The sequence below is a fragment of the Alteribacter aurantiacus DSM 18675 genome (assembly GCF_000429705.1).
Classification (GTDB): Bacteria; Bacillota; Bacilli; order Bacillales; family Salisediminibacteriaceae; genus Alteribacter; species Alteribacter aurantiacus.
On the sequence record NZ_KE386941.1, the window covers coordinates 1,662,579 to 1,688,946 of the forward strand.

The following is a 26,368-nucleotide window of genomic DNA, read 5'->3' on the forward strand; positions in this document are numbered from 1 at the left end:
AGTCGTTTCTCCTGACAATTTTACACTGATTTACTCACCTGCTTGTTCTGCCAGGCTTTTCATCAGCTCTTCAAATGTATCATCCACACGTTTTTTCAACTTCGCTTCTTCATCATTCTTAGGTTCACAGGCTTGTAGCTCCTCATAGGTGGCGAGAAAGTCTTCGACACTGTGAGTTCCGATCTGCGCCATTGATAAGTGCACTAAGAATGTAACATTAGGCTTATCTTCTTGGTGAAGTAATGGTTTTAATGGTTCTAATAATTCTTTTGCTTCTTGAAAATCCTTTCGGTGCACAGCTTTATAGCCGTTTATGACTCTGTCCGCCATGGATTTTAACGCTTTATTCGCTTCAGTCATTGTATAATCCTCTCCTTTAGTACTCGTTCCCTAATCGTAAAGAAACATGAGAGAGGATGCAAGCGCTATGTATTCGGCTTAACAGTGCTTACCAACAACAAGCTGATTCCTACGCCAAGTGATGTCCCCATTAACAACCCCAAGTTTCCGTCCTCCATCATCGGCACCCAAAACACTTGCCCCATCAACAGACCCACAACAACTCCCAAAACAATGAGCAGCACACGCTTGACTTCCAATGCCAACCTAAAGCACCTCCAAAAATTGTCCTGCCAAAAACCAACATTTACACAATTGTTCGGGGGACAGTCCCCCACCTCAGCGCAGTGATAAAGCGACCGTGAGTGACGGCCGCTTTGGGTTAAATTGATAGGTATGGCGTATTAAAGTGATCCCATTTTTCACGTTTGCCGTTGAGCATTCGAAAGAGGAGGGCAATTTGACCTCTGTGGTAACTTTCGTGATCGATGAGGTGATATAAAATCCATTCCGGTGAGCATAATGTATCCTTCCCATTCAAGTTAACTTGAAGGTTGGGACGCTTAAACTCCATGTCACTCATCGTCATATAATGCTCCCTGGTCATTTTACGCACCTCTCCTAAACGTGCGAGAAACCAGGACTTTTCCATTCCTGCCGGTGCAGCAATCTCTTGCTCCTCAACAAAGTGAAATCTTTCTTTTTCTTCTTGAGTAAATTCACTCTGCTGGAGGGCAACTTTGTTCCACCAAAGCTCGATCTGAGCGAGATGTAATAAATATCCTGCAGGTGTAGGCAATTCTTGAGAATGAAAATAGAGATCGGAATCGTCGACTTGATCAATCATTTCAAGAAGCTTCTCACGGGTTTCAATTAATCCATTCAATAAGTAAAGGGAATCCCTCGCCGCCCCTTGTGACAATGTTTTCTTTTCCATTATTTTCACCTCTTAGTGTATGATGTAGGTTCTGGTGTTATGACTATCTGCCAAATAAAAACACCTTTCTATAGAAAAAAGCCGATGCCACGCATCCGCTTTTTTCTCTTATTCTTTATGTTCGACCTCTGAGGGTAGTTTTCCTGTTTCCACGTACATTTCTACATGCTCATTTAACCACTCTACCACATCGTCAGGGACCTCTTTAGAAAAGTCACCGAGAGAAATGACCCCTTCCATGAAGTCGTAATAGCGATTGCCGCTTTCCAGTTCCCCATTGTTAAACTCGGTTGCAACTCTTTCATAAAGCGTGTCTACTTGCTGAACAGTACTTGTTAATACTGTCGATTCCCCTAAATCCAATTGGTCAGCTACGTAACCGATCGCATAACGATCATCCGCTTTGATTTGTTCAATCACAGAAATGTGGAATCCATCACCAGCAGGGTAAAACACATCAACGCCTTGTTCACGCATTTCTTCATAATAAATAAGTGCCGCTTCTTCGTCTATCCAGCTTTCGGCAAAACGTACGAATACAGTTGCATGATCATTTTCAAATTGGGCTCCGTCACGAAACCCTTCTACTTCAGGTTGCCAGTCAAACGCACCGATTACACCGACTGCGTCTGTATCTGACATTCGACTCGCAAGCATTCCTGCAAAAAAGCCCATAGAGTAGCCTTGAAAATGGATACTCGTTACATTTTCACCGGTTACTTCACCGTTAAAACTGACGAAGTGAATATGAGGAAATTCTTCTTTTAATTCCGTAAATACGTCTGCATAAATGTTACTGTGACCGAAGATAAGGTTTACCCCTTTTTGATCGAATTTTTCAACCGCGTTATGTATCGCATGTTTACTTTGTACGTTTTCTTCAAACATGACTTCCACGTTCATGGACGAATGGATGCCAAGGATCCCTTGGTACCCTTTGTTGTTCCACCCTTGATCGTCCATGGTATGGGGCAGTAATAGCCCTGCCTTTTCAAGTTTGCCACTTTCTGCAGAAATCATGGAACATCCCGCCAATATGACGGTTAAGATCACGATTACAAACATGGGCATTGACTTCATTCGTCATTCACTCCTCGAGTCTTCTCCGGAACTAGGTACATATAACTAGATTCCTTTAATGTAAAATTCGACAGTTGTTTTCTCTATTCCTCTACTCTTTATTACAATAAAATTACGATCGGTTTACGTTTCGGTGAAACAACCATTCACACAATCCACCTATAACAAGGCCAATGATGGCTGCCACTCCTTGATTCACATCAAAGAAAGTGGTTAAAACGGCAAAGCATAGGATGGTAATGACCGCGAAAATGGCGATTCCTGTAAGCAACGTCTTCAAGTGATTCGACTCCTTTTAGCTCGTCCCAGTTTTTCAAAAAAGAGGATGTTTTCATCCTCCATCATCCCAAAACTTCCATATGATCGCAAACCATTATTTTACATTATTGTTCTCATCCATTCGATTTGACGCTTAATCCCTTCATCAATAGCCATGCCTTCTACTTGAACGACGGTGACATCTTCATCTATTTTTCGTTCTTCTCCTCGGATGTTTACAAGGTCTTGGCTCCACGACAGGGTTTCAAACGCTTTTAAAATCTCGGTTAGGCCGGCGGTCCATGCTTGGTCTTCCTTGTTCGAGAGAATGATTGGGCTTGTTATGCATTCTTCCACTTTCTCGAGTGCGGCTTTTGCTGCGTCTCCTGCGTATAAGAGATCGGCTGCTTCTTTTTCCCCTAAAGCAGTTAACTGTTCAAGGTCTCCTTTTTCGTTACGTAGGGCGGTTTGTATAAGAGTGTTGTAGACATGGGTATTGGGCTGGAATGGTCCGTATAATGTGGGGATGCGGATGTGTCCGTTACCGGTTATGGGTGCGAGTTGAGTGCCTTTGATGGTTGATTGGCGCTCGTAGGCGTTGATGATGGTGTGCGTTGCTTCGTCTGGTGTGGTGGTTGTGTGTGTGAACAGGCTGTTTCGTGCGAATAGGTCTTTCATGAGTGTCTGTTCATCGGTTAGTTCATCTGGTTCTACTGCGATTACGTCAAATCCCATGTCCATGGCTTGCTCACAAAGGTGGTACCCGAAAAAATCAAGAGCGTTGACAATGGTCATTCGTTTCATAGGTAAGCTCCTTTAAAAGATAGAATAAACCAGTGGCGCAAGACGAACGATAGTAAAAAACCCTGAGGAGCGAATCAGATGACTTTACATACAGGTAATTTGTTTTGGCCAACAACTGTGCAGCATAAACCGGAGTACCCGAAGCTTAGTGGTGATGTGGAGTGTGATGTGTTGATTATCGGTGGGGGTGAGTCTGGTTCGTTAATGGCATATACCCTTTCTGAGCATCGAGTGAGTACGATTCTTGTGGACAAAGCGACGATTGGAAGTGGTTCATCGAGTGCAAATACGGGTCTTTTGCAGTTCTCTAACGATAAAATGCTTACGGACTTTTCCAAGCGTATTGGTGAGAAAGCGGCGGTACAGTTTTATAAGCGTTGTTTAAAATCGGTTGATGACCTTGAAGTGATTACGAAGCGTTTGGAATACAAGACGGATTTTATTCGTCGTAAGAGTTTGTTTTATGCAAGTGATAAAGGGGACGCGAAGAAGCTTCGTAAAGAGTTTGATCTGTTGAAGAAGCACGGGTTTCCGGTCAACTTGCTCGAGGCCCATGAGATCGGCTCCCTTTTTCCTTTTGAAAAGGACCTGGCCATTTTAACCGACTTGGATGCGGAAGTGAACCCGTTGAAGCTCGCAGTTTCCCTCGTTCGTGAAGCCCACAAGAATGGCGTGCAGGTGTTTGAAAATACGGAGGTTCTCGGTCATGAATTCTCCGATGGTGGCGGCTTGTTTCGTACGCCTAAAGGGACGATTCGAGCAAAGAAAGTGATTTACTCGACTGGTTATGAAACGGCTCAATTTGCTTCGATTAAAAAAGCGGCCTTAAACCGAAGTTACGCGATTGTGACTCATCCTGTGAAAGACATGAGCTTTTGGTATGAGAAAGCCATGATTTGGGAGACGGCAAGACCATATCTGTATATGCGAACCACCCCGGACAACCGAATCATTGCCGGGGGGCTTGATGACAACCATACGGAGCCGGAATCGGACCCGGATCGATTAAAGGGGAAGGGATGGGAGCTTCTCTCGATCATTCAAGAACACTTCCCTCTTCGTGACCTTCAGGTGGCCCACCAGTGGAGTGCCACGTTTGGTGAGTCAAAGGACGGGCTTCCTTTTATCGGGCGACATCCGAAATATGATCATGTTTATTTTTTACTCGGGTTCGGCGGGAATGGCACCGTGTATTGTACGTTGGGAGCCGAAGTGATTAAAGATCTGATTTTGTATGGATATAGTCACGATGCCCCTTTGTTAGCGCTTGATCGGTAAGTTAAAGCTTCTTTAATTGCTCGTGGTTAGCGAGGAACCGTTTGACCGGACCGAGAAAATCGGGAAGGAGTTTCCCTGGTAAAAACACCGTCAACTCTACGGGAGCTCCTCTGTCTTTTCTTGATTCTTCAAAGGGCCTGCTATGCTGCTCCAAGGGAAACGTGCTTTGAAATATGGAATGAAAAATGCGAATCATCGTCTCGGAACATGTTTTTTCCCATAGGGAAGAAGGGTAAGCAATGGCTTCTTCTATTACTTGTTCGTCTTCTCCATAGGCGTGTTTCATTTCTTTGATAAAGCGTTTGTAAAAAAACAGATTGCTTTTTTCATGACGACTGTATGCTTTGAGGTCAAGGCATGGATTATATAAAACAACAGAACGGAGCAATTGGGGCTGATCGACAAGCAATCTCAAGGCAATCAATGCCCCCATTCCTTCTGCAAACACATGAATTTTCCCGTTCAGTATTTCTGTTTTTAAGGCATGCTTGATTGTTCTCATCGTCAAACGGTACGCTTCATCGTTCCCCCAATGCTTTCCGTATTGATTGGAGTAAACAATCGTGTACCCTTCTTGCTTTAAGGCGTCGATAAACCGTTTCCGATCGTGGTTTTGATGCCAAAAGCTCGTATTTTTTTCCACATAGTGATTGGCATCTCCTAATAATAAGACTAAAAATCCGTTCGGTTTTTCTGGCAAATGAACGACCGCCTGTTCTCCTTCCAATGAAAAATACCTTTCTGTTACTGCCATGACCATCCCTCACTCACCCTAAACGCTCGATTTGTGTTTCATCAACGGCTTCATCTTTCTACTTACTGAAGGGGAGTTTCTTCCTTTTGTGAACAAGCCATTTTTGTTAAACACGTTTACACTCATCCTATTCAGCAGGGGAAAAAACGGTTGATTTTTTTGCCTATCTAAACAAAAATAGGGAAATGATAATGTTAGTTTATTACGCAAGTTGACGAAAAATGATACCGATGAATGGGTCAAATAGCATAAATAAAAGAACCCCGAGGACGCTTCATCCTCGGGATTCCTTTGTTTCTATATTCACCCGTTAAGGCTTTCGCTGGTATGTCCATTTCCGGTCTTTGTTTGCTGTAGCCGGAAATTCGTCTCCCGCTTCCATGTGCACTTTGCGGGGATTGTTCACCATGCTTCCTGTCTCTCCGATTTCAACGTAAAATCCGTTGTTCGGTGCCTTATCACCCGGGTTAAATTGACGTCGCTGACCCACGCGCGTTCCCTCCTCATTCGTGATGATCTTAGGATGTGTCTTTTTCATGGGAATTATGAAGGGAGAATTTGTGGGGCGGCGGTGAGATTTGGGCAGAGTTGCTTAGGTGCGGGGTGAGGGTGACGAGGTCCTTCGCCACCCGTAAGAAGCACTTCGTTTTTCTTTAGCGGGGATAAGTATGTAATTGACCAACTTATTTTTCGTTTAGCGGAGTTAATTATGTAATTGGCGGACTTATTTTTCGTTTAGCGGCGTTAGGTCCCAAGCAAGCTAAAAAAGACCGAAAAACAGCTGAACTGCTTTTCGGTCTCCTTACTTATTTACTGTTTTTCTCCTGTTTCGTGAAGATAAACAATTTCTCCGTTGTCTTCATTCAACTCGACGCTCAAGTCTTTATCATCAAAGTACCATTCGTCTTTTTTCTCCACATAGAAGGTTACACCGTTCACTTCTTTCGTGACTGCCGGGTCTTCTGGGTCTTTTTTTGCCATGGCTAGGGAGAAACTGCTTTGGAAGTTACCGCAGCCACCATATCGTACGTAAAAATGGACCGCTTCACCTTCTTCAAGTTCTAACTCTTCTTTAAACCAGTCATACGCTTTATCTGAAATTGTAAGTTCCATTGTTTTTCCCTCCAGCTTGTTTGGGTATATGCTTCTGTTCCCTTGTTCAATCTCTCACTAAACCATGATAACCTCGAACCCTGACTGAACACAATAGGTTAAGCGTTAGTTTGCTCCTTACTCTGATCGATACTCGGCAAGCACAACTTTTTATACCGCTTTACGTAAAAGAAAAAGGCGATTGCCAAAACGATTGCGGCTACACTGATTAGGAATAAAACACTCTGTCCAAGAAGTACCGGTGAATCCATAAAAATCACGGAACGAAAGCCAAGCACTGAATACGTCATGGGGAGCCAGCCGTGCAAGGATTGAAGTGGGGACGCTAATAGTTCGACTGGAAATGTACCTCCACTACCTCCAAGCTGTAGGATTAATAAAATAATCGCCACAAACCGACCTGGATTATCGAGAACTCCCACAAGCATAAAGATCATACTCATGAACACGAAACTTACTAAGTAGGCAAAACCTACAAATGCTCCCGGTGAAGAGACGTCCAAATTGAGACCAAACAAAATGAAAAGTAAAAGAATCGATACTTGAACAAATCCAACAATTAAAACAACACCAAACTTACCGAAAAACCACTGCGTTCCGTTTGCATGGGGTCCGAGTGGCTCGCGGAATGGGAAAATGATCGATAGTGTTAATGCTCCTACATATAACCCAATGGATAAGAAATACGGCGTTAGCCCCTCTCCATACGAATAATCACTTTTGGATTGCGTACTTAAAGACTCTACTGGAGAAGATAACATCATTTCATGTTGATGTCCCGGGTCGAGTTCATTCGTAAATGCACTCACATCCGTGACACGATCGTTCAACTCGCTTGATCCTTCGGCAAGGTCGTCAAGCCCGTTTACCAATCGCTCGCTCGCTTCTTCTGCATCTGTTAAATTATCCGAGAGTGAGTAGGCGCCATCATGGACACGATTTGCTCCTTCACTTAACTCACCGAGTCCGTTCGTCACTTGTTCAGAACGTTGAACGGCAACTCCATATGCGTCTTCCAAAGTAGTCAATCCTTCGTTTACTTTTTGTAATGATTCGTGAAGGTCTTGTTCAATATCGTCCGGATTGACTTGTTCATCCATTTTTTCAAGAGACTGTAGCGCTTGTTCAAACGTATCTAATGACTGGTCCACATCATCTAAAACACCGACCATTCGCTCTATATCAACCGTTGTTTCTTCAATCAGGTCAAAGGCCTCTTCCACATTGGTTAAAAAAGCATCGACCCGATCCTCTCCGGCGGTTACACTTTCTCTAAGGTCATGAACGCGGTTGTTTATGTTCTCCATTTGGTCATGCAGGCTAGATTGAAGTAGAGGCACATCCTCAAATTGCTTCTGCCCTCGTTCATACCATGAAACCACTTCGTCATTCTCATACCATTCTGGCCAATGCTCGTCCAAATAATCAGGTAGTGCTTCGTAGTGATTTTCCACGTCTTCGAGAGTTTCGATCGGCTCTTTCAACAGCTGTTCCACTTCTAGAAGACTCTCTTCTATTTCATCGATTCTTTGTTTTTTCTCTTCGTAGCCTTCGCCAAGCTCATTTCTCCGCTCGTCTACATCAACAACCACCGTTTGAAAGGTTTCTTCTGTTTTTTTCAACCTTTCTTCAATCGTGATCAGCTTCTCTTTTCCATCTTGAAGAGAATCGTTGATTTGACTAACAGATTGTTCAAGGTCGGCTGCTTGTGAAAACCAGTGATCAAACTGTTGGCTAGCTTTCTCGAACTCACCGTTTTGTAGAAGCTTTTCAATTTCACCTGTGGTCTCTCTTACTGTAAAAAAGCTACCCTTCGCTCCTTCAAGCTCATCTGCCTCTTCCACAGCATGAACCACTGATTGCCATTCATTCTTAAGAGTGGTTACACCTTCGTTTAGTTCTGACGAGCCTTCTGATAAATCACCGGCTCCTTGATTGATTTTCACAACCGCTTCAAAAAGGCTTTCACCGCCTTCAAAAGCGTCTTCGTTGCCTCGTTTAATTTGATCGGTCCCTTCTTCTAGCTCAAGAACTTTCTTCGTAAAGGAACTAAAGGAGTCATTTGCGACTTCAATGTAAGCTAACGTAAGGGCCTCAGCTAGTTCATTTTCCATCGTTTCTATGGCTGTACTGGCAATTTGAGAGCTCACATAGTTGTAATCCTCATTGACCTCGTAAAGTAACGTTCCTTTAACCGGTTCAGAATCGATGACACTCGCCACATCTTCAGAAAACGTGTCGGGAATAAGCACGTAAAAATAATAATCAAAGTTCTTCATGCCTTCTCTTGCCGTTTTATTGTCCACAAAATGAAAGTCTAAAGACGGGTCTTTTTTCAACGTCTCAACAAACTCTTCACCCGCTTTTAATTCTTCTCCTTCTACAAACGCACCTTGGTCTTCGTTTACAACGGCAACAGGTAGATCTTCAATTTGTCCGTATGGATCCCAAAAGGACCAGATTAAAGCCCCTCCATACAATAAAGGCATAAGCATAATTCCAATAAGAGCGATAAGAAGTTTCTTTCGCTGAAGAATGCCTCCAAGTTCATGTTTTAAACCTTTCATTTATAACGAACTCCTTTTTGACCATTCTGTTTACATGGTCATTTTTTAAAAGATATAAAAAATGACCATTTTGTTCAATTAGTCATTTATTAGTAAAAAAAAGAGACAATACTACATCTCTTTATTGTGAACAAGGGCATACATGAAATGCTGATCGAGAAGATGGGCAATCGCTTTTTTCCCGAGCGGTCCGTATTTTTCCTCATAATCAAACACGAGTGCCATGTACTGTTTATAGAGTAGGAAGGCCGCAATTCTTGGATTCGACGTATAGATTTTATCTTGCTCTAGTGCAGCAATGAGCTGCTTTTCCAAACAACCAATGATCGCATCTTCCACTTTGTCCATGGCTCGCTTAGAGTGGTCTGTACCAAACATGCGGACCTCGTTGGTAAGCTTCATCATGACTTGATGGTCTTTTCTGAACTCTAAAAGTTCATACAAAGCGGAATGGAGGTTTTCAGACACCGATTGTTCAGGAACAATACAGTTGAAAAAGATATTTTCCATTTCTGAAATGATTTGTTGCAAAACGGCATCAAAGAGATCTTCTTTATTTTTAAACGTCGTATAAATCGTTCCTTTCCCCACACCGGCCAAAGCAGCAACCTTGTCCATTGTTGTTCCTTTAAAGCCGTACATGGAAAAAGCTGAAGCTGCCCCATCCAAAATAAGTTTCCGTTTGTTTTCAAGCATGCGACTGTTCCCTTCTACCGAAAATAAAATGACCAAAATGCTCATTTGGTCATTTTGTTCTCATTCTAGTCTACTCGTTTCTCAACTAAAATTCAACCGCCACTCACAGGGGGAATAAACGCAATCGTATCCCCAGCTTTCACTTTGTCATCACCATTGGCGTACTCTTCATTCACCGCAGGCATGGCTTGATCGATGGCATTTAAATTAGGATGCTTTTCTTTAAGGATGGCGCGGACGTCCGATACGGTTCCTTCTTCCAACGAAAGGTCAAGTTCCCTCGCACCAGCCGCATCTTCCAATTCAGCAAACAACAATACTCGAATCATATAAGGTCCTCCTTTCTTGGCTTCCCACTTGGATACGCGGTCGTTTCTCGTTGGTCACCGATCCACTTCGTTCCGTCTTCCCAATGTTCTTTTTTCCATATTGGCACGATTTCTTTTATCCGCTCAATAGCGTAACGGCAGCCGTCAAAGGAATCTCCTCTGTGTGGGGTCGATACGGCAATCACTACAGCAACATCGCTGATCGCCAGTTCCCCTATTCGGTGGACAATGGACACTTTCGCATCAGGGAATTTCTGGATGATTTCATCTCCGATTTGTGCGAGCTTTTTTTCAGCCATCGGCACGTATGCGTCGTATTTTAAATAAAGAGTCCGTTTTCCTTTCGTCATTTCCCGAACGGTTCCAATAAACGTATTGATTGCACCTGCATTTCGGTCCTCTACCTGTTCTATTACTCGTCCGACGTCAATCGGCGCATCTGTTATTTTAAACACCATGATCCCCTCCAAAAACCAACTCTGTCAATGTTTTGATTACTGTTTCTGTGTCATGAATATGAATAGCCACTCGTTCTTGTTGAATAAAAAAGTCCACATCTGTTTCTTCCCAACAGACGATCGCTTGAACATTTTTACTTTTCCCGACCAGATGCCGATCTCCCGCGTTTCGAACGAGAACGGCTTTCGGATAAGCTGCTCCTTTATATCCTTCAATAAGGAGAACGTCCGGGGATGTGTGAGCAACCAGGTCAACCATCGCTTCAAGAGGTGCCGGGGTAGAGCCGATCCACTGAAACTCATTTCGTGAGACCACTACGGTATTCTCTGCTCCGGCACTTCGAAATCGGCCGCTGTCTTTTTCCAAATCAGCACATTCTAGTGGTTGCTCGTGCCCGTGGTGCTTGATGATGCTTACGGTTCGGTTCATGGTAGTGAGCTGTTTGATCCAGGCTTCCAAAAGCGTCGTTTTGCCGCTGTTTGAATAGCCGGTTACTTGAAAGATGTTCATTTATCTTTTCTCCGGTAAGACGAGTGGTGTTTCGGAGCCTTGTCCACCTATGAGAAGGACGTCCACCTGCTCACCGGCTTTGTACCCGCGACTGCCCCCAGGCAACACGGTGAAGCACGTGGTATGGGCAAGGGAGGTGACTGTGGATGATTTGTCAAAGCCCACTGGCCCAGTCGTTAGTGTGCCGTCGTTTGTGTAACCGACTTCGCTTCGAATAAAGCGGGTAAATGGGTTCGGCTTCGGAAAGTCCTTTGTGAGTGTGGCTTTTGTTTGGGTTAAAAACGGCGTCTTGGAGCCCAAAAACGTTTGGATCACTGGGCGGGTGTATAACTCGAAGCCTACAAAGCATGCACTCGGGTTTCCCGACAGCCCAAAGAGGAAGGTTCCGTCCAGCTCCGCGACGGTGGTCACACTTCCGGGACGCTGGGCGATTTTGTTAAATAAGACACGAGCGCCGAGCTTCTCGTAAATGGCAGGCAGAAAATCGAAGTCGCCCACGCTTACGCCTCCGGTTGTGATGAGCATGTCTACGTCTTTAAGCGATTCAGATATGGCGTGATAGCACGGATCAAAGTCATCGGCCAGTTTTCCGTAATAGCGGGCGGTCGCTCCGGCCTCTTCGACTTGCGCCGCTATCATATAGGCGTTGCTGTTTCTAATTTTCCCCGGTTCCATCGGCTCGTCTACTTCTAGAAGTTCTGTTCCGGTTGCGAAAATGCCTACCACCGGCCTTTTTATGACGTTGATTTTGGCATAGCCGAATGTGGCGAGTACTGCCTTTACACCGGCTGTGATGCGTGTTCCTGCTTGGATTAAGGGGTCTCCTTCTTTCGTTTCTTCTCCTTTAAACGAAACAAAGTCCCCTTTTTTAAATGGTCGTTTGATTTCTATGTATGTTTTTCCGTCTTTTTTCACTTCATTCGTAAGCTCAAACATGCAAATGGCGTCACAACCGTCAGGCATCATCGTCCCTGTCATGACGCGAACAGCTTGTCCTTGTTTTGTGACGGGCTTTGCCACATGCCCCGCTCCGACTGTCTCCATCACTTCCAAGAGTACAGGAGTTTCGGAGGTAGCATGGGTCGTATCTTCACTTTGGACGGCAAACCCGTCTAGAGGTGAGCGATCAAAGGGCGGGATGTCATGATCCGCGTAGATCGGTTCGGCAAGTGTTCGATTATCTGCCTCTTGAATCGTCACCGTTTCTGTTTTGGTGCTTTTTTTCGCCAATTCTATGACCCGCTTTTGGGCTTCGGGCACAGGGATCGGTGTTCGTTTCTCGATCATGATGGTCACACCTTTCGAGCTTGTTTCCTCTAGGATAGCAACGAATCTTCTAACTTTCCAGATAATTGTGTGAGTCGAATGGAAATGAAGAGATTTTTGATAGAAAAAAAGAGCAAAGTCCCTTGGACTTTGCTCACCATTTATCGTTGCAAGTATTTCAAATCGGCTGTGATGGCTTCTAGGTCGAAGCCTTGCTCGCCTCGGTAAAACCGAATCACATCGCCTTCTTCGTCAAAAAGATAAAAGCGTGTTGGATGTACGATGTCGTTTTCAACAGGCTCGACACGAGTGAAGAGTGCTGGTGCAAGGTCGTCTTGAAGGAACTCAGGATCGTAACCGGTTAGAAGCTGCCAGTTATCAAAATGAGCACCGTACGATTCTGCGTAGTCTTCTAGTCGTTCCGGTGTGTCAAAGTCAGGGTCAACGGTAAAGGATACGATGTTAACTCCTTCAATCCCTTCCTCGTCCATGGCTTGTTGAACTTGAACCATGTTTGGTGTCATCGTCATACAAACGGTCGGACACCGAGTAAAGATTGTTTTAACGAGTGTTTTAGATCCTTTAAGGTCCTCATTCGTTACGGTTTCACCGTCTTGATTAACTGCTTCAAATTCAGGCATTCTCCAATGATGCTCTTCTTCCCGTTCCACTTCTGTCAAATCGACGATCGCTTCCGATTCTGCGGCCGGGTCAGAGTACAAAAAGCTGCATCCGGCAAGGACCGTGAGTAAAGCAAGGGCAGCCAAAAAAACGAACTGTTTCATGTATTGCGTCCTCTCTTTCTTTTCCCGCTTAATTGGTTTGAACCATTTCATATTCTTGCAATTCTTCTTTTGCATTGTCAGACTTGTCACGGTTCATCCACTGCTTAAAGATCGTTCCAATCGCAATCCCGTATACAAGTTCTTGAACGACTTTCATGATCGCTCCGCCTAATTGTTGATCATGTAAAGGGCTTAATGGTGGCAAGGAACCGTCACCTGCGAAAAGTTCATAAGGAATCTCTGTTCCAGCAGGTAAACAATACGCCATGGCAATTGCCCAGGTGCTAGGATCGGTGTAAGTGTCGTACAACGGCTCGCCAGCAAAAATGATCAATGCACAGGCAGGTGTGATCAATACACCATTACCAAACATATAACCGATCTTTTTCAATTCGGAAAGCTCATAGCGTGTTTTAATTCTAGGAACGAGGTGCCACCACATGAGCGTTGCAGCCCCGAACATTGCAAGTTGATAGATGTTATGAGCACCTTCGTTTGTTAATAACCGATCAAACATAAACGGCATGTGATAAATTGAGAACATGGCGTTGAACAATAACAGACCAATGATCGCGTTTCCGAAGAACCTCCCAAAAACTTTAAGGGATTTATGTTTGGCCAACGGCTGGAACACCCAAGATGGGATTCCCAATAAAAGCAATGGCGGTGCCATTAAATAAACGATCGCCATACTAAACATGTGCATGCTTAACATCATGTGACCTAAGACATATAATGGTCCACCAAATCCGAAATAAACAGCGATAAGGCCTAAGTGAAAGTATACCTTCCTACTCGTTGGCACAGGCTTTGCACCTTCAAATTTATGTCGCAAAGGTCCAGTGACCCAGAAGTATAATGCTGAAAATAAAAGCAATACGACTATGAGTTCAGGAGTCCAAATACTCCATGCCGGGAAGCTTGAAAAATACGTTTCAATAAACTGACCCAACGTGCCTCACTCCTTTACAAAAGATTAAAGTTCACTAACAATCATCTATGTTATACTGAAAATCCAAAATTGAATTTGAACATACAAACTCCTATCATTCTAACAGAACGAGGGTTTGTATAATATAGTTATAACACGATTTCACAGAAACGACTAACTTCTCATTTAACCACCGCTGACAGGTTTTCCCTTCCTGTTTGGGACAAAAAGGAGGCAATATCCATGGAAAAACATCTCATTGCCGTTGATTTAGACGGCACACTACTTACAGATAATAAAACGATTTCACTTAGAAACCGGGCAGCTCTTGCAAAAGCTCGTGAATTAGGTCACCAAGTAGTGATCGCTACAGGTCGTCCATACCGTGCGAGTGGTCAATACTACAAAGAACTCTTTTTGGATACACCGATTGTCAACTTTAATGGCGCCTTTGTCCATCACCCAAAAGACCGACAATTCGAACCATCTCACCAACCTCTCGATAATAAAACGGCCAAAACGATCATTGAAACGTGTGAAGCGTTTAACGTGAAAAACATGATGGTCGAAGTCATGGATGATTTTTATCTTCGTCATTTAAACCGGGGGTTCGCTGAGGCGTTTACCATTGGAAGTTCACCTGTAGACTACGGAAAGCTTGAGAAACTGCTTCATCACGATCCTACATCTATTCTGGTTCATCCCGAGGAAGGGCAAGAAGATGAGCTCACTCGCCTTCTCGGTCAAGCCCATGCTGAAGTCACAGAGCAACGAAATTGGGGTGCTCCTTGGAATGTGATTGAAATTACAAAAGGGGGCGTAAGTAAGGCATCAGGCTTACAAAAGGTAGCCTCTCATTTAGGGATTCCGCGAGAGCGAATTATCGCGTTTGGTGATGAAAACAACGACCTTGAAATGATTGATTACGTTGGTACCGGTGTGGCTATGAGCAATGCGATTGATGAGTTGAAAGCCATCGCGAATGAGATTACGTACTCAAACGAAGAAGACGGGATTGCTCGCTTTCTTGAAGAACGTTTGAGCTTTACAACAAACACTTCTAAATTAGCTCGGTAATGGGGGTCAGACCCTCGGAAATAATTTCCCATAAGTGTGCAGAAAAAAACCACCGTCGTCCGGTGGTTTTTTGTTTAGACTTTTTGTTCTTGCACAAGGTGAAACCCGATCGATTGAAGGGCGGACTCAAGTGTGGAGAAGGTTTTTATATGACCGAATAGTGAAAAGGACGTTGTGACTTCCTCTTTTGCCATTTCAGCCGACACACCTGTGAGCATGGCACTAACTCCCATTAAACGAAGGGCGTCCATCAATTTTCCCATCGTCGTAGGAAATTGTCCGTCTACAATGATGAGACCTGTCACATCCAATATAAAGTAAGATACCTTCTTTTCCACACAGTGATTGAGCACCGACTCCATCATGCGAGCAGAGCGTTTATCATCAAGAATGCCTTGAATAGGTAAGATTGAAACGCCTTGTGTTAATGGAACGATAGGCACAGTCAGGTAGTTCATCGAGTCTTTTACATCATCTAATTCAATTAAGTAGCTGAGTACTTCAGCCATGGAGTTAAGGTACCGAACATCCTCCTCGCTAAAATGGGTTTCGTGTTTATTCATGACGCATAACGTGCCGAATACCTTTCCCTCATTGTTTCGGAGGGTTACTCCCAGAAACCCCTTTAACTTCAACTGATCTGTTACTTCCAATTGTTTTGTCACTTCATGCCTCGTGAGATCTGGTGTCGTCAAACTGCTATCGTGACTTGAAATGACCAACCTGCAATATGTACCGCTGTATTCGACTTCATAGCCTTCTGGAATGATCTCTTCTTCTTTATTAAATGAGCTAAGTACTTTAATGGCTGTTGGTCCTTTGTTTGTCACGTAAGCTGTATCCACATCCATATGATCACCGATTGCCTTTAAAATAGGATATGACGCTGATCGCAATGAAGGAAATGCCGAAGACTTTACGTTAAATGTATTCAATATATGCCCTCCCCTTTTAACCAAGTGATGTCTTTATGTCTGTACTAAAAGTCCTTTACACTATATTCCTGTTTTCTTCATAAGCTAAACCACAAATCTTAAATGTTTGGAGAGAAAATGTGGTGTACGTTCCAAGAATTTATCCTGTTTTTTATTCATGGCCATGTCCCTTTTGGTACTATCCCTTATACCGCCTTCCAGAATCTTCTTACCCGCCTGTAGAAACAAGCCTGTTTGCTCAATCTCTTCAGGAAAGTCAGGCGTTAATTGAACACGGAAGAACCATCGTCACCCATCTGGCAGCGAATGAAGGTAAAATGTACGATCTTATGACTGCTGCACAGGCGGGAAATGATGATCAAGTCGACCAAATTGTTGGTTCAACAGGCGTTCCAATTGATGTTGAAACAAGCTACACACCACGTTCGGTGACATTTAGGTTAAGACAAAGTACAGCTACGATCCCAAGGTGTTGTACATTGACCATGAATATTGTGTGGACGGATTACTAAAAGGATCAGTGACACGAGGGTTGTTATGAACGAATATCCGAACATCGGTATGCTGTGCAGATACACCGCTACTGAAATATACTTCGCTTTCCGGGGGAAGCGGTTGAGCCTCGCTTTGAGAAGGCACTGAGAAAGTTTGATCTTTAACTTTTTCAGTGCCTTCCTTTGCCCTCCGGAATCTCACCTTCGCTTTGCATCCCGCAGGAGCTTCGTATATTTCATCCGCTCTGTTATAGGTTGTTCGGATTTCGGTTTAAACACTGACTATATGGCCCAGCTCTTTAAATCACCTTCATAAATTTGCTTTAACTGCACAACCTAGACCTGACACTTAAATTGGGAGGTCATAGCTATGAGCAAACATTCAAAATCAAAACGAAACCCGGAGCAAAGCGCTGACGCTGTTGCATCCAAAAACGAACAAGTCGTAAAAAATGATAAACAATACAAAGCACGTAATCTAAAGGAGAAATAAAGGATGGGAAATCGATACTATCAACAAGCCCAGCAAGCGATTCAAGCAGCCCATCAAGCCATGAATGCAGCCCACACGCCTGAGTCTCTGGAGCAAGCTTACCAGGATATCCACCGTGCAAAGCAAGCGTTATCTCAGGCTTTTGCAGATTCCTCTCAAGCGGAACGTCAACAGCTGGGGCAAATGCAAGACGAGCTTTATAACGCCGTTGAAGCCTTTTCTCCTGAAGATTTGACGTAATGAAACATTCAAAACCGTCCTTCGTTCATGAAAAGGACGGTTTTTTACTATGTTAATCGGGTCGTTTGAAAGGGAGCGGAAATGCCCTACAACGAAAGATAAGATGCCACCTATCTACAAAAATGGTCTTAAAATCTGAAAAACTGTAGTCGAATTCACGGCTTCCATGTATCATGAAAGTAGGATCAATTTAGGAGGCCAATCGAGTCATGAACGTTTATCAGGTACCAAAAAATGTAGATACAGATACACGCGTGGCCATTATGCACTTAATGATGGAACAAATGAATGCCCTCGGAGGACCAGTCACAGCAGAAGACCTTCTTAAAACAATCGATCTTTCTCTAACAGATCACTCTTGCGCTGAATTCTTCATAGCCGAGCAAGATGGGGAAATCATTGGCTGCGCTTTCTTTAATATTGGTGTGAGTCTTGAAAAGGGTGGACGCTACATTTGGCTAAACGACCTTTATGTAAAAAGAGACGAACGTCAAAAAGGGATTGCTAAACGGCTTCTCTTAAAGGTATTGTACTGGGCAGAACAAGAAGGATTAAAAGGAATTGAGTTGGAAACCGGAATTAACAACGCGGCTACCAAAAAACTTTACAATTCTCTCGGCTTTTACGATATCATCTCAAAACGATATGGACGTACGTTATAGCAGAGCAACAAGGAAAACGGCGAGCCCGGTAGGAATTCGAAACCCTGCCGGGCGATTTACGTCTCTTCACTATCGATCACCTATTGATGGTTAAAGAAACCAAAATGTCCAAGGACACCAAAAGAAGCTTCAACGAAATCGTCCGCAGCTTTTTCCCGCCACTTCGCCTCTGACGGATAAAACATTTCCATATATCTGTGACGTGTCACTCGCTCTGTGCGAAAATTCTCTGCCCCCTGTTGGGTTAGCTGATTTTCATCGATCGTATACTTCAAACTTCGTAGTGAACCCACCGTTCCTTCACCCAATGTTCCGAACTCAAACGTCGTGGCAAACACGTCCGTTTCCGCCCCCAGTTCATCTTTTAATCCGTACAAGTACTCCGTAATGCCACCAACAATACCGTAAAAACCATCAGAATCATATGCAAAGACCAAAGGATAATTAAAAGCCTCCATCGCTTCTTGTTCACTCATCCCGTCCTGGCCCGTATTAAAAATACTCATTTGATCTCGGGGACCATATCCAGTATGCAAATCAATGTATACAAGCTGTGCCACACCGGTTTCCAGGCCCTCTTTCATGAGCTCTTTCATAAAGGCAGTAGACACTTCATCTTCCAAGCCTCCATAATAGACGCCATTCGGATGAGTAAATTGTCCAGTTACAAGAGCATCCTTAATTGTGTCAGCTCCACTCGCTATAACATGACTTATTGCGCTCAGCATAAATCCTGTATCTTCAATCGCAAGCTGCCTTAGGGGACGGTCCTTTTCGAGTAAACCGTTCACTTCCACATAGGCCTCGTTGAATTCATAATCAAACCGATCTCGATCGTCAATGAAATTCCGGTTCAAGTCAACGTTGTTTTCATTAAACCTCCGGTACTCCTCCATTCCCCATGGGTTCACCGCGTGAACGAGGATGAGGTTCGTCGTTTCTTTATCCAAATCGGGATACACTTTAGCAAAAAACACATCAAGCATACCTAACCCAACATACCCTTCAATTCCGTGAACCCCCGTTGTGATCATGAGTGTACGTTCTGCCTTCTCCGCCTCAACGATAAAGGTATCGATCGTAAGTCGCTCATCCTCTGTAATCCTTAATGCAGAGTGCTCCACACGCCCATAATCACTTCTTAACACGTTTTCGAATTCTAGAAAGTGCTCCTTCGCTGCTTCATAGGTTTCAGGAAAATAAAAGCGTGTTTCGCCTTGATCGGGATGTTCATATTGAATGGAGTGTTCAATAAGGAGTGGGTACAGCAAAAGAAATGCCACAAAGCTACACGCCAACACCGAAACTGTAATCCTAATGAATTTCAGCACATGACTCCCCCTTTCCTGAGCCACTGAAAAAGGTAAAGATCGAACTTTTTCAGTGCCTTCTCCAAAGCTTGATCCTTTCACCACCTTAATTCATAAACCCTCCCTCAGAGTGAATCACTTGTCCGGTAACCCACTTGGCCTCCTCACTCACGAGGAATGCTATCAGGTTCGCCGCATCTTCTGGTGTTCCGATTCGTCCTTGAGGAAATAACGGACCGAGCCCTTTTTTCACCTCATCACTCATCCAACCGGTGTCAGTCGGCCCTGGATTGACCGCATTGATTGTAATCCCTTTTTTCGCAAGGACGGACTGCAATGTAAACACAATCGTTTCTGACGTAGATTTAGTGAGCACATACGACAGCTCCTCAGGCATCGGCCCTTGAGACCAGCCTGTCGTAATGTTTACAATCCGACCTCCCTCTTTTTTATCAAAATGACGAACAAACGCCTGTACGAGTAACGTCATCGCCCGCACATTTATCTCGTAATGACGATCAAGAGTTTCTGTTGAAATGGATTCGATCGTATCATTCACTGACACAGCTGCGTTATTAATGAGAATATCGGGAGCACGCCCAAACTTGGTAATCGCCTCGTGAAACACCTTCTCAACAGCAGATGGGTCGGACAGGTTCACTTCAATCCCTTCACACTGCCGTCCCATCGCCCGAATGTCTCTCTTTAACGCCTCAGGTCCGTCCACATCTTCTCCATATGGCATCTCTCGGTCATATTCTCCCCAATATGTAAAAAGAACGTCCACACCTTTCTCACCAAGCTTTTTGCAAATCCCTGCGCCGAGTCCACGAGTTCGACTCGCTCCTGTCACAATGGCCAATTTTGTCATTTATCTCAACTCCTCACAACACCTATTCGCCAAGCTTTGGTAAAAATCCTTGGATCAGGAGCACTTGAACGGTAACAGAAAAAGACTTCCACACAATCGTGAAAGCCTTACTGCCTTATTCGGCTAAAAAAAGACGTCTATTTTTCTCACCATAGAATAGGTCATTGTTAGAACAGAAGCTGCATCATCCCGAGCATCCCAATTGCACCGCCGACAACCACAATTAATGGCATTCCAATATAAGCAAGGATAATCGCTACACCACCACTTACTGCAGCAAACCACATGTTGTCATGAACCGTAAGAATCCCAGGGAGAATGAGGGCCCCAAGGACCGCATACGGAACCCTTGTGAGCATGCGCTTTGCCCAGTCCGGCCAATTGTCCGTACTGAGCATCACAAGAGGGAGAAGCCTCGGAATGTAGGTTACAACTCCCATCGCTATAATCATCCAAAACATCGTCATTGACATTGTCGCTTCTCCTCCTTCTCATCTGCTTCTTCATGTTCTACTTTACGAACAAGGACCCTTTCCAATCCTTCATACAACAGCACGGCGATGATCGTCGCAAACATGATCGACCATCCCGTGGACAGGAACAAGGCAAATAAACTGTGAAACAATCCACCCATCCCAGCCAGGATGATAACCATCTTCCCTTCCTTTTTAATTGAAGGAATAAGAAGTGCAATAAACAGGGCATATAACGCAATCGCCATGCTTTCTTGAAGAATAAGCGGCAATAATGAGCCCATATAATACCCGACACCGGTAAAGCCAACCCAGCTTCCATATGCTACAGCCGCCACTCCGATCACGTAAAAGGAACGAATTGGCGCTGGTTTGGTTGAAGCTACAGCAAACACTTCATCTGTCATCCCAAACGCATAAAGGGCTCTCTCCCCTTTTGAGCCTTTCTCTGCTTTTTCATGAATGGACGCGCTCATTAACAAGTGCCTTAGATTCACAATAAACGTAGCTAAAACAATTTCTAGTGCCCCGCTTCCAAGAGCAATCATGGATAGGGCCATATATTGAGCCGCTCCTGCGAAGACAACCATGCTCATTAATACCGCTTCAACGACCGTTAGTCCTGTGGCACCTGCAATTAATCCGAATGTGATCGCCACAGGCATATATCCTACTGCAATGGACAAACCATCCATTGCGCCTTTTTTAAAATATGGTGAATCCTTTTTCCCTGTTGATTCTATCGCTGTTAGGCCCATGAACACCTCTCCCGTTCTGCAAAATCTTTTGTTCATTTTACGTCCGAGTGCCAGGGATTACAAGGACTTTTTTCGCAAAACGAAAGATTCTTACATTTCCATATAAAACCTTCATCCTAATTTTCAAATAAGGGTAGACTTGGGTGCTTTATAGGGCGTACACTTGGCTGGACGCAATTTTAAAAGCGAGGTGAATCTCAAATGGTATGGCAAGCATTGATTATATTTGTTGCACAGTTGTTATTCGTTCCCGTTCTCACCCTTAGAACGATTATGATGGTAAAAGGAATGAAAAAGCGTACAGCCGCAATGGGCATCTTGGAAGGTGCGATCTACGTCGGGGCCCTGGGTCTCGTGTTTAGCGACCTTTCCAACTACTACAATATGGCCGCCTACGCCCTTGGTTTTGGTGTCGGACTTTATATCGGGGCCTTGATTGAAGAAAAATTGGCCATTGGCTATGTAACAATAGAAGCGAACATCCCCGAGAGAAACGAAGCGTTAATTAATAGGTTAAGAGAAGTAGGCTTTAGCGTATCCACGAGTCCCGTGGAAGGAATGAATTCAACGAGATACCGTTTGGATTGCACCGCACGCAGAGATCGGGAAAAAGAGTTTATTAAAGTAGTGGAATGGTTTGAACCGAAAGCATTCATCGCCTCCTATGAACCACGAAGCTTTAAAGGCGGCTACATCACAAAAGCAATGAAAAAGCGCCGCGAACGCTTCCTCAAAAAGAAGCAGCGCCAAGAAGAAGAGCGCCAGTCGGCTTAGTTTGGCGGTGGCGGCGATTTGTTGATTGGCGTTTGTCGTGTCAGCAAGGCAGCACCTCAGATGGATGGGGTGCTGCTTTTTTTATGGGGTGGGTTGGCGGTGGGGATGAGGAGGGTTGGGTGATTTAAGGTGAATTTCGGGTGAGTTATAATGAGCTTTGAGCGGGTATGATGAACTTTGGACTATATAAAGAGGATTTGACACACTTCGTCACAATCCGCACCTGGATCGCGGTGTGTCACGAGAGCCCGGCATTGCCTGAATGCTGTCTCGGGAGACGATATCGAGCTTTGATTTCGATTTATCGAGCTCTATTCCGGTTTTATCGTTCTCTATTTTGATTTTATCGAGCTCTATTCCAGGTTTATCGTCCTCTACTTCAATTTTATCGAGCTCTAATCAGAATATATCGACCAATCGACACGATTCGACAATCACTCCCCTCCTCCTCGCCCCTAACGCTAGCGCCCCCACATAAAAAAGCCGCTTCCCAGCTGGGAAGCGACTCTACGCTATTATCCGAAAACTTTGTCAAACGCTTGCTGGGCTCCAGCGAGAATCCCATCCCACTCTGCACCAGGCTCTTTGTTAATTGTAACGAAGTCTTGGAATCCGAAGATGTTGTCTACACCTTCAATCGCCAAAAGTTCTTTTGCAAGGGCGTGATCGGGCTCATCTCCTTTTTTGAAAGATGCGCTCCCGCTTCCTTCAAAAATGACCTCACTTGCTGTAAGCTTCATCGCATTTGGATTCGGTGTTGGCTCTGCACGTACTTCTACTGACATATGTATCATCTCCTTCACTATAATCTTAATCCCATCATACCACATCCACCATTCATTTGAAAAAGATCCTGCTGTGTATCCCCACATGATAACCCTCACTAAAATAGCTTGTGCTCCTTCTCAGTATCAACCACAATATTCCACATTCAACTCGAGTGTTATTGTTATAAAAATCGGGAATGGTCTGATATATTGATTATACAAATGTTATACAACTCACGAAAAGGTGGACGCGCAATGTTTAATTCTGTTATTAAGAAGCCAAAGATTACTTTACTATTTTTACTATTAGTGACCATTATCGGTGCCATTACGTTCACTCAGCTTCCCCAGCGGGAAATCCCTGAAGTGACGTTCGATATTGGGACCATTTCCACGCCTTACCCTGGAGCTTCTCCTGAGGAAGTAGAGCGTCGGGTAACGAACCCGTTGGAAGAAGAACTTTTAAACATTGATGGAATCGCTGACATATCGTCCGTTTCCACATCCGGTTTCTCGAACATCATCGTGGAAATCTCGGAACAAGCCGATCGAAGCCAAGTTTTTTCAACGATTCAGCAAACCGTATCTGATGTGAGCTCTTCTTTTCCTGAACAAGTTCAAGAGCCAGATGTGAGCGAAGAAGTTCAGCTTGGCGCCCTATCATCGTATCACCTCTTAAGTGATGACCGGGAAAACATATATGAAGTAAATGGACTTATTGATGAATGGGAGCAAGAAATCCAAAGCATTCCTGGTGTACAAGGAACGCTTGTAAAAGGGGTCCCGTCTGAAGAGGTCGTCATCGACATCGACTTTGATGCCCTTTTTGAGGAAGGTCTTCAAATGCCAGATGTGATTTCTGCTTTGGATGAAGAATTAAATACCGCTCCCCTTGGGATAGAGCGGGTTGATGACGAAAATGTACAGCTCGCGCTTCCTAGAACGGAGGAGCTGGATGCCCTTGAGTCTCTCAGTCTTGGGCTGAATATGGATGATGAGCCTGTTTATTTATCTGACGTTGGTACGGTATCCCTGGAGCGGGTAGACGAAGAGGATTTGATTACGTATGAAGGGACACCTGCCGCTTCGTTTACGGTGATTCCTGATGCAGGAGTGGACATTCCAGGTCTGCATGAAACGGTAGACGAGCGAATGGAAATGCTCGCAGCAGATCTCCCGACTAACGTGGAGTTGGATTTGTTTTATACACAGAACACGATTGTCCAAGAAATTTTCGGCGATTTGGCTGTCTCGTTTTTGTTTGCCATTTTAGCCGTTATCATTGTGACTCTTCTTGGGTTGAATGTATCATCGGCGGTCATTGTATCACTGGCCATTCCAGTTTCGATCTTAATCGGACTCGTGCCACTGCCCTTTTTAAACGTTGACTTGAATCAAATCTCTATAATCGGAATTATTATTGCCCTTGGTATTCTCGTCGACGATGCCATTGTTGTGGGTGACAATATTCAAAGAAAGTACCAAGAAGGCTTGTCACCTCTTGAGGGAGCCCTTGAAGGAAGCAAGGAAGTGCGTGTATCCATTATCACGTCAACCCTTGCGATTGTGTTTACGTTCCTTCCACTTGTCTTTATTACTGGAGCGAACGGAGACTTCATTCGTGCCTTGCCAAGTGTTCTCATTACGACGATTATTGCGTCGACGATTATCGCTTTGTCTCTCGTACCAATTTACTTAATTTGGTTACAGCGACGAAAAGTCCGTAAACAAGGAACAACAGGTATAGAGCAACCGGGTGTTAAAGTGGGGCTCCTCGGTAAGCAAATCGACCGCCTTGCCGATTGGTACAGTAACACCCTCCTAAGACGGGTTGTTAAGCACCCTGTAAAAGTCGGTCTTGCCGGACTTGTCTTTTGTATTTTGTGTTACGGTCTCATCCCGTTTATCCCGGTCGTGTTTTTCCCGAGTGCGGATCGACCTGAAGTAACGGTAGAGGTGCGCATGCCTGCGGGGACACCGATTGAAGAAACAGAAAATGTATTATTTGATATGGAAGAATTCATCACCTCAGAAGATCAAAACGTCATTGAAACAGCTGTTTATACCGGTTCAGGTCTTCCACCGTTGTTTGGAGAGGGAATGAACAATACCGGTGAAGAAACCGGTCAGGTCCTTCTTCGAGTCGATCGGGAGTTGCAAAGTGCTGAGGCAACGATTGATCGTTGGAGTGATACGCTTCAAGAGGCATACCCTGATGCTGTAATCGAACTGTCTTCCATTGAAGCAGGACCTCCTGTAGGGGCACCGATTGCAATTAAAATTCAGGGTCCCGAAATGGATGAATTGAAGACGTTACGAGACGACTTACAAGATTTCATCCGCTCCACTCCAGATAGCGGTAATGTTGTAGACGATCTCGGTGACGACCGTCCGACACTACTATACGAACCGAACAGAGACGTGATGGAGGAAAATGGCATTACGTTGAACCAAATTAGCGAACAAATTGGTCTTGCCACAGACGGCATTCCTGTTGGAACGTTTGATGATGGGCTAAACACCTATGATATGCAGCTGATCGTCAATGGAGATCAAGAAGAGCTTGTTCTTGAAGATTTTGAAATTCCAAGCCAAGTTTCGGGTGAAGGAGGAATGCCGGAATTTATTGGTCTGGATGAGCTCGTCACAGAAACGAGAACGGAACAGACACCTCTTATTGCGAGGGAAAATGGCGATCGCACGATTACGGTCCGCGTGTTTCCTGGTGAAGCCGATCAACAGGAGCTGGAAAGTGAGATTGAGTCGTATGTTGCTGATGTGACAACATCTGGTGACTTTGATAACGACTATACGATTTCAATTGGTGGTGAAACGGAAGATCGCTCTGATTTCTTCGTTGAACTGGCCATGTTGTTTATCGTCGTTGTGTTCTTGATTTACATTGTGATGGCGATTCAATTCTATTCCCTTGTGATGCCGCTACTTGTGATGAGTACCGTGTTCTTGGCGATCACAGGAGCCATTATCGGCTTGTTCATTACGCAAACGGGACTAGGATTTATGGCCATGATGGGGATCGTTTCTCTTTCCGGAATCGTTGTTCGAAATTCGATTGTCCTGATCGAGTTTATTGAACAGCGACGTCGTGAAGGAATGGCTCTTGAGGATGCGGTTGTCAATGCGGGTAACGTCCGATTAAGACCGATTTTACTCACGGCGATTACGGCGATTGCAGCACTGTTGCCGGTTGCCTTTAGTGGAGATGTGTTGTTTGTTCCACTGGCGATTTCGATCATTTCCGGGCTGTTGTTCTCTGCCGTGTTTACCGTAATTCTCGTACCTGCTTTCTATACAGCACTTAAACGTAAATCAGCTAGAAGAGAAGAAGAAAAAACCACAACGTAAACAAAACCGCCCCTGATCGTTCGGGGGCGGTTTTTGTGTGCC

Annotated in this window: 31 protein-coding genes; 8 read left to right on the plus strand and 23 right to left on the minus strand. The window is 44.4% G+C overall.

Annotated features, from left to right (window positions below; translation table 11 throughout):
* Positions 1 to 30: 30 nt before the first annotated feature.
* The 6 genes from G476_RS0111705 to G476_RS0111730 all read right to left on the minus strand — a co-directional run bounded on the left by G476_RS0111705 (position 31) and on the right by G476_RS0111730 (position 3,418).
* Positions 31 to 360, minus strand: coding sequence for a hypothetical protein (locus tag G476_RS0111705; protein ID WP_026690273.1), 330 nt, complete (start codon positions 358 to 360; stop codon positions 31 to 33).
* A gap of 65 nt (positions 361 to 425) precedes the next feature.
* Positions 426 to 605, minus strand: a complete 180-nt coding sequence (locus G476_RS0111710; protein ID WP_026690274.1) for a hypothetical protein — start codon at positions 603 to 605, stop codon at positions 426 to 428.
* Positions 606 to 721: 116 nt separating this feature from the next.
* Positions 722 to 1,276, minus strand: a complete 555-nt coding sequence (locus tag G476_RS0111715; protein WP_026690275.1) for a DinB family protein — start codon at positions 1,274 to 1,276, stop codon at positions 722 to 724.
* A gap of 108 nt (positions 1,277 to 1,384) precedes the next feature.
* The gene (locus G476_RS0111720; RefSeq protein WP_026690276.1) at positions 1,385 to 2,356 is read right to left on the minus strand and encodes a BMP family ABC transporter substrate-binding protein; all 972 of its coding nucleotides are present in this window, start codon (positions 2,354 to 2,356) and stop codon (positions 1,385 to 1,387) included.
* Between the two features lie 112 nt (positions 2,357 to 2,468).
* Positions 2,469 to 2,636 (minus strand): hypothetical protein, encoded by a 168-nt coding sequence (locus G476_RS23570; RefSeq protein ID WP_156906558.1) that lies wholly within the window; start codon positions 2,634 to 2,636, stop codon positions 2,469 to 2,471.
* Between the two features lie 98 nt (positions 2,637 to 2,734).
* Positions 2,735 to 3,418, minus strand: a complete 684-nt coding sequence (locus tag G476_RS0111730; protein ID WP_026690277.1) for a Rossmann-fold NAD(P)-binding domain-containing protein — start codon at positions 3,416 to 3,418, stop codon at positions 2,735 to 2,737.
* 78 nt (positions 3,419 to 3,496) lie between these two features.
* On the opposite strand from G476_RS0111730, the gene G476_RS0111735 reads away from it, so the two are divergent.
* On the plus strand, positions 3,497 to 4,696 hold the full coding sequence (locus G476_RS0111735; RefSeq protein WP_026690278.1) for an NAD(P)/FAD-dependent oxidoreductase: 1,200 nt from the start codon (positions 3,497 to 3,499) through the stop codon (positions 4,694 to 4,696).
* Between the two features lies 1 nt (position 4,697).
* On the opposite strand, the gene G476_RS0111740 is transcribed toward G476_RS0111735, so the two are convergent.
* The 11 genes from G476_RS0111740 to ctaG all read right to left on the minus strand — a co-directional run bounded on the left by G476_RS0111740 (position 4,698) and on the right by ctaG (position 14,127).
* The gene (locus G476_RS0111740; protein ID WP_026690279.1) at positions 4,698 to 5,450 is read right to left on the minus strand and encodes an alpha/beta fold hydrolase; all 753 of its coding nucleotides are present in this window, start codon (positions 5,448 to 5,450) and stop codon (positions 4,698 to 4,700) included.
* 310 nt (positions 5,451 to 5,760) lie between these two features.
* Entirely contained in the window at positions 5,761 to 5,940 is a 180-nt protein-coding gene (locus G476_RS0111745) for a YjzC family protein (protein WP_026690280.1), read from the minus strand.
* Positions 5,941 to 6,260: 320 nt separating this feature from the next.
* On the minus strand, positions 6,261 to 6,563 hold the full coding sequence (locus G476_RS0111750; protein WP_026690281.1) for a HesB/YadR/YfhF family protein: 303 nt from the start codon (positions 6,561 to 6,563) through the stop codon (positions 6,261 to 6,263).
* Between the two features lie 98 nt (positions 6,564 to 6,661).
* Positions 6,662 to 9,130, minus strand: coding sequence for a YhgE/Pip domain-containing protein (locus G476_RS0111755; protein ID WP_026690282.1), 2,469 nt, complete (start codon positions 9,128 to 9,130; stop codon positions 6,662 to 6,664).
* Between the two features lie 111 nt (positions 9,131 to 9,241).
* Positions 9,242 to 9,826, minus strand: coding sequence for a TetR/AcrR family transcriptional regulator (locus G476_RS0111760; protein WP_026690283.1), 585 nt, complete (start codon positions 9,824 to 9,826; stop codon positions 9,242 to 9,244).
* Between the two features lie 92 nt (positions 9,827 to 9,918).
* Positions 9,919 to 10,155 carry a molybdopterin converting factor subunit 1 gene (gene moaD / locus G476_RS0111765; protein ID WP_026690284.1) on the minus strand — a complete coding sequence of 79 codons (237 nt, stop codon included), beginning with the start codon at positions 10,153 to 10,155 and terminating at the stop codon, positions 9,919 to 9,921.
* Positions 10,152 to 10,613: a molybdenum cofactor biosynthesis protein MoaE gene (locus G476_RS0111770; RefSeq protein WP_035186429.1), complete on the minus strand. Its 462-nt coding sequence runs from the start codon at positions 10,611 to 10,613 to the stop codon at positions 10,152 to 10,154. The genes moaD and G476_RS0111770 overlap by 4 nt, the downstream gene beginning before the upstream one ends.
* Positions 10,603 to 11,124, minus strand: a complete 522-nt coding sequence (gene mobB / locus G476_RS21850; protein ID WP_051314768.1) for a molybdopterin-guanine dinucleotide biosynthesis protein B — start codon at positions 11,122 to 11,124, stop codon at positions 10,603 to 10,605. The genes G476_RS0111770 and mobB overlap by 11 nt, the downstream gene beginning before the upstream one ends.
* Positions 11,125 to 12,411: a molybdopterin molybdotransferase MoeA gene (locus G476_RS0111780; RefSeq protein WP_026690286.1), complete on the minus strand. Its 1,287-nt coding sequence runs from the start codon at positions 12,409 to 12,411 to the stop codon at positions 11,125 to 11,127. It lies immediately after the preceding gene.
* A gap of 140 nt (positions 12,412 to 12,551) precedes the next feature.
* Positions 12,552 to 13,175: an SCO family protein gene (locus G476_RS0111785; protein ID WP_035186431.1), complete on the minus strand. Its 624-nt coding sequence runs from the start codon at positions 13,173 to 13,175 to the stop codon at positions 12,552 to 12,554.
* 28 nt (positions 13,176 to 13,203) lie between these two features.
* Positions 13,204 to 14,127, minus strand: coding sequence for a cytochrome c oxidase assembly factor CtaG (gene ctaG / locus G476_RS0111790; protein ID WP_245579656.1), 924 nt, complete (start codon positions 14,125 to 14,127; stop codon positions 13,204 to 13,206).
* 222 nt (positions 14,128 to 14,349) lie between these two features.
* Between ctaG and G476_RS0111795 the strand changes: the two genes are divergently transcribed.
* A complete protein-coding gene (locus tag G476_RS0111795) occupies positions 14,350 to 15,183 on the plus strand; it encodes a Cof-type HAD-IIB family hydrolase (RefSeq protein WP_026690289.1) in 834 nt (277 codons plus the stop codon).
* A 74-nt stretch (positions 15,184 to 15,257) separates the two neighbouring features.
* Here the strand turns inward: G476_RS0111795 and G476_RS0111800 are convergent, their stop codons facing one another.
* Complete coding sequence (locus G476_RS0111800; protein ID WP_245579657.1) at positions 15,258 to 16,118, minus strand: STAS domain-containing protein; 861 nt, start codon at positions 16,116 to 16,118, stop codon at positions 15,258 to 15,260.
* Between the two features lie 122 nt (positions 16,119 to 16,240).
* Here G476_RS0111800 and G476_RS0111805 point away from each other — a divergent pair, with 122 nt between their 5' ends.
* From G476_RS0111805 to G476_RS0111820, 4 genes are all read left to right on the plus strand, one after another.
* Positions 16,241 to 16,630: a YuzC family spore coat inner layer protein gene (locus tag G476_RS0111805; RefSeq protein WP_156906560.1), complete on the plus strand. Its 390-nt coding sequence runs from the start codon at positions 16,241 to 16,243 to the stop codon at positions 16,628 to 16,630.
* Between the two features lie 352 nt (positions 16,631 to 16,982).
* A complete protein-coding gene (locus G476_RS24055) occupies positions 16,983 to 17,105 on the plus strand; it encodes a hypothetical protein (RefSeq protein WP_281170449.1) in 123 nt (40 codons plus the stop codon).
* 3 nt (positions 17,106 to 17,108) lie between these two features.
* Positions 17,109 to 17,345, plus strand: a complete 237-nt coding sequence (locus G476_RS0111815; protein ID WP_026690292.1) for a DUF3813 domain-containing protein — start codon at positions 17,109 to 17,111, stop codon at positions 17,343 to 17,345.
* A 209-nt stretch (positions 17,346 to 17,554) separates the two neighbouring features.
* Positions 17,555 to 18,007, plus strand: a complete 453-nt coding sequence (locus tag G476_RS0111820) for a GNAT family N-acetyltransferase (protein WP_026690293.1) — start codon at positions 17,555 to 17,557, stop codon at positions 18,005 to 18,007.
* 80 nt (positions 18,008 to 18,087) lie between these two features.
* Here the strand turns inward: G476_RS0111820 and G476_RS0111825 are convergent, their stop codons facing one another.
* The 4 genes from G476_RS0111825 to G476_RS0111840 form a co-directional block, all read right to left on the minus strand.
* Positions 18,088 to 19,338 carry a M14 family metallopeptidase gene (locus G476_RS0111825; RefSeq protein WP_169720887.1) on the minus strand — a complete coding sequence of 417 codons (1,251 nt, stop codon included), beginning with the start codon at positions 19,336 to 19,338 and terminating at the stop codon, positions 18,088 to 18,090.
* An 85-nt stretch (positions 19,339 to 19,423) separates the two neighbouring features.
* On the minus strand, positions 19,424 to 20,188 hold the full coding sequence (locus G476_RS0111830; RefSeq protein ID WP_026690295.1) for an SDR family oxidoreductase: 765 nt from the start codon (positions 20,186 to 20,188) through the stop codon (positions 19,424 to 19,426).
* A gap of 167 nt (positions 20,189 to 20,355) precedes the next feature.
* Positions 20,356 to 20,661, minus strand: coding sequence for an AzlD domain-containing protein (locus tag G476_RS0111835; protein ID WP_026690296.1), 306 nt, complete (start codon positions 20,659 to 20,661; stop codon positions 20,356 to 20,358).
* Positions 20,652 to 21,419: an AzlC family ABC transporter permease gene (locus G476_RS0111840; protein WP_051314769.1), complete on the minus strand. Its 768-nt coding sequence runs from the start codon at positions 21,417 to 21,419 to the stop codon at positions 20,652 to 20,654. The genes G476_RS0111835 and G476_RS0111840 overlap by 10 nt, the downstream gene beginning before the upstream one ends.
* A 201-nt stretch (positions 21,420 to 21,620) precedes the next feature.
* On the opposite strand from G476_RS0111840, the gene G476_RS0111845 reads away from it, so the two are divergent.
* Complete coding sequence (locus G476_RS0111845; protein ID WP_026690298.1) at positions 21,621 to 22,193, plus strand: DUF2179 domain-containing protein; 573 nt, start codon at positions 21,621 to 21,623, stop codon at positions 22,191 to 22,193.
* Positions 22,194 to 22,708: 515 nt separating this feature from the next.
* Here the strand turns inward: G476_RS0111845 and G476_RS0111850 are convergent.
* Complete coding sequence (locus G476_RS0111850) at positions 22,709 to 22,978, minus strand: NifU N-terminal domain-containing protein (protein ID WP_026690299.1); 270 nt, start codon at positions 22,976 to 22,978, stop codon at positions 22,709 to 22,711.
* Between the two features lie 237 nt (positions 22,979 to 23,215).
* Here G476_RS0111850 and G476_RS0111855 point away from each other — a divergent pair, with 237 nt between their 5' ends.
* Positions 23,216 to 26,326 (plus strand): efflux RND transporter permease subunit, encoded by a 3,111-nt coding sequence (locus G476_RS0111855; RefSeq protein WP_026690300.1) that lies wholly within the window; start codon positions 23,216 to 23,218, stop codon positions 26,324 to 26,326.
* Positions 26,327 to 26,368 lie beyond the last annotated feature (42 nt).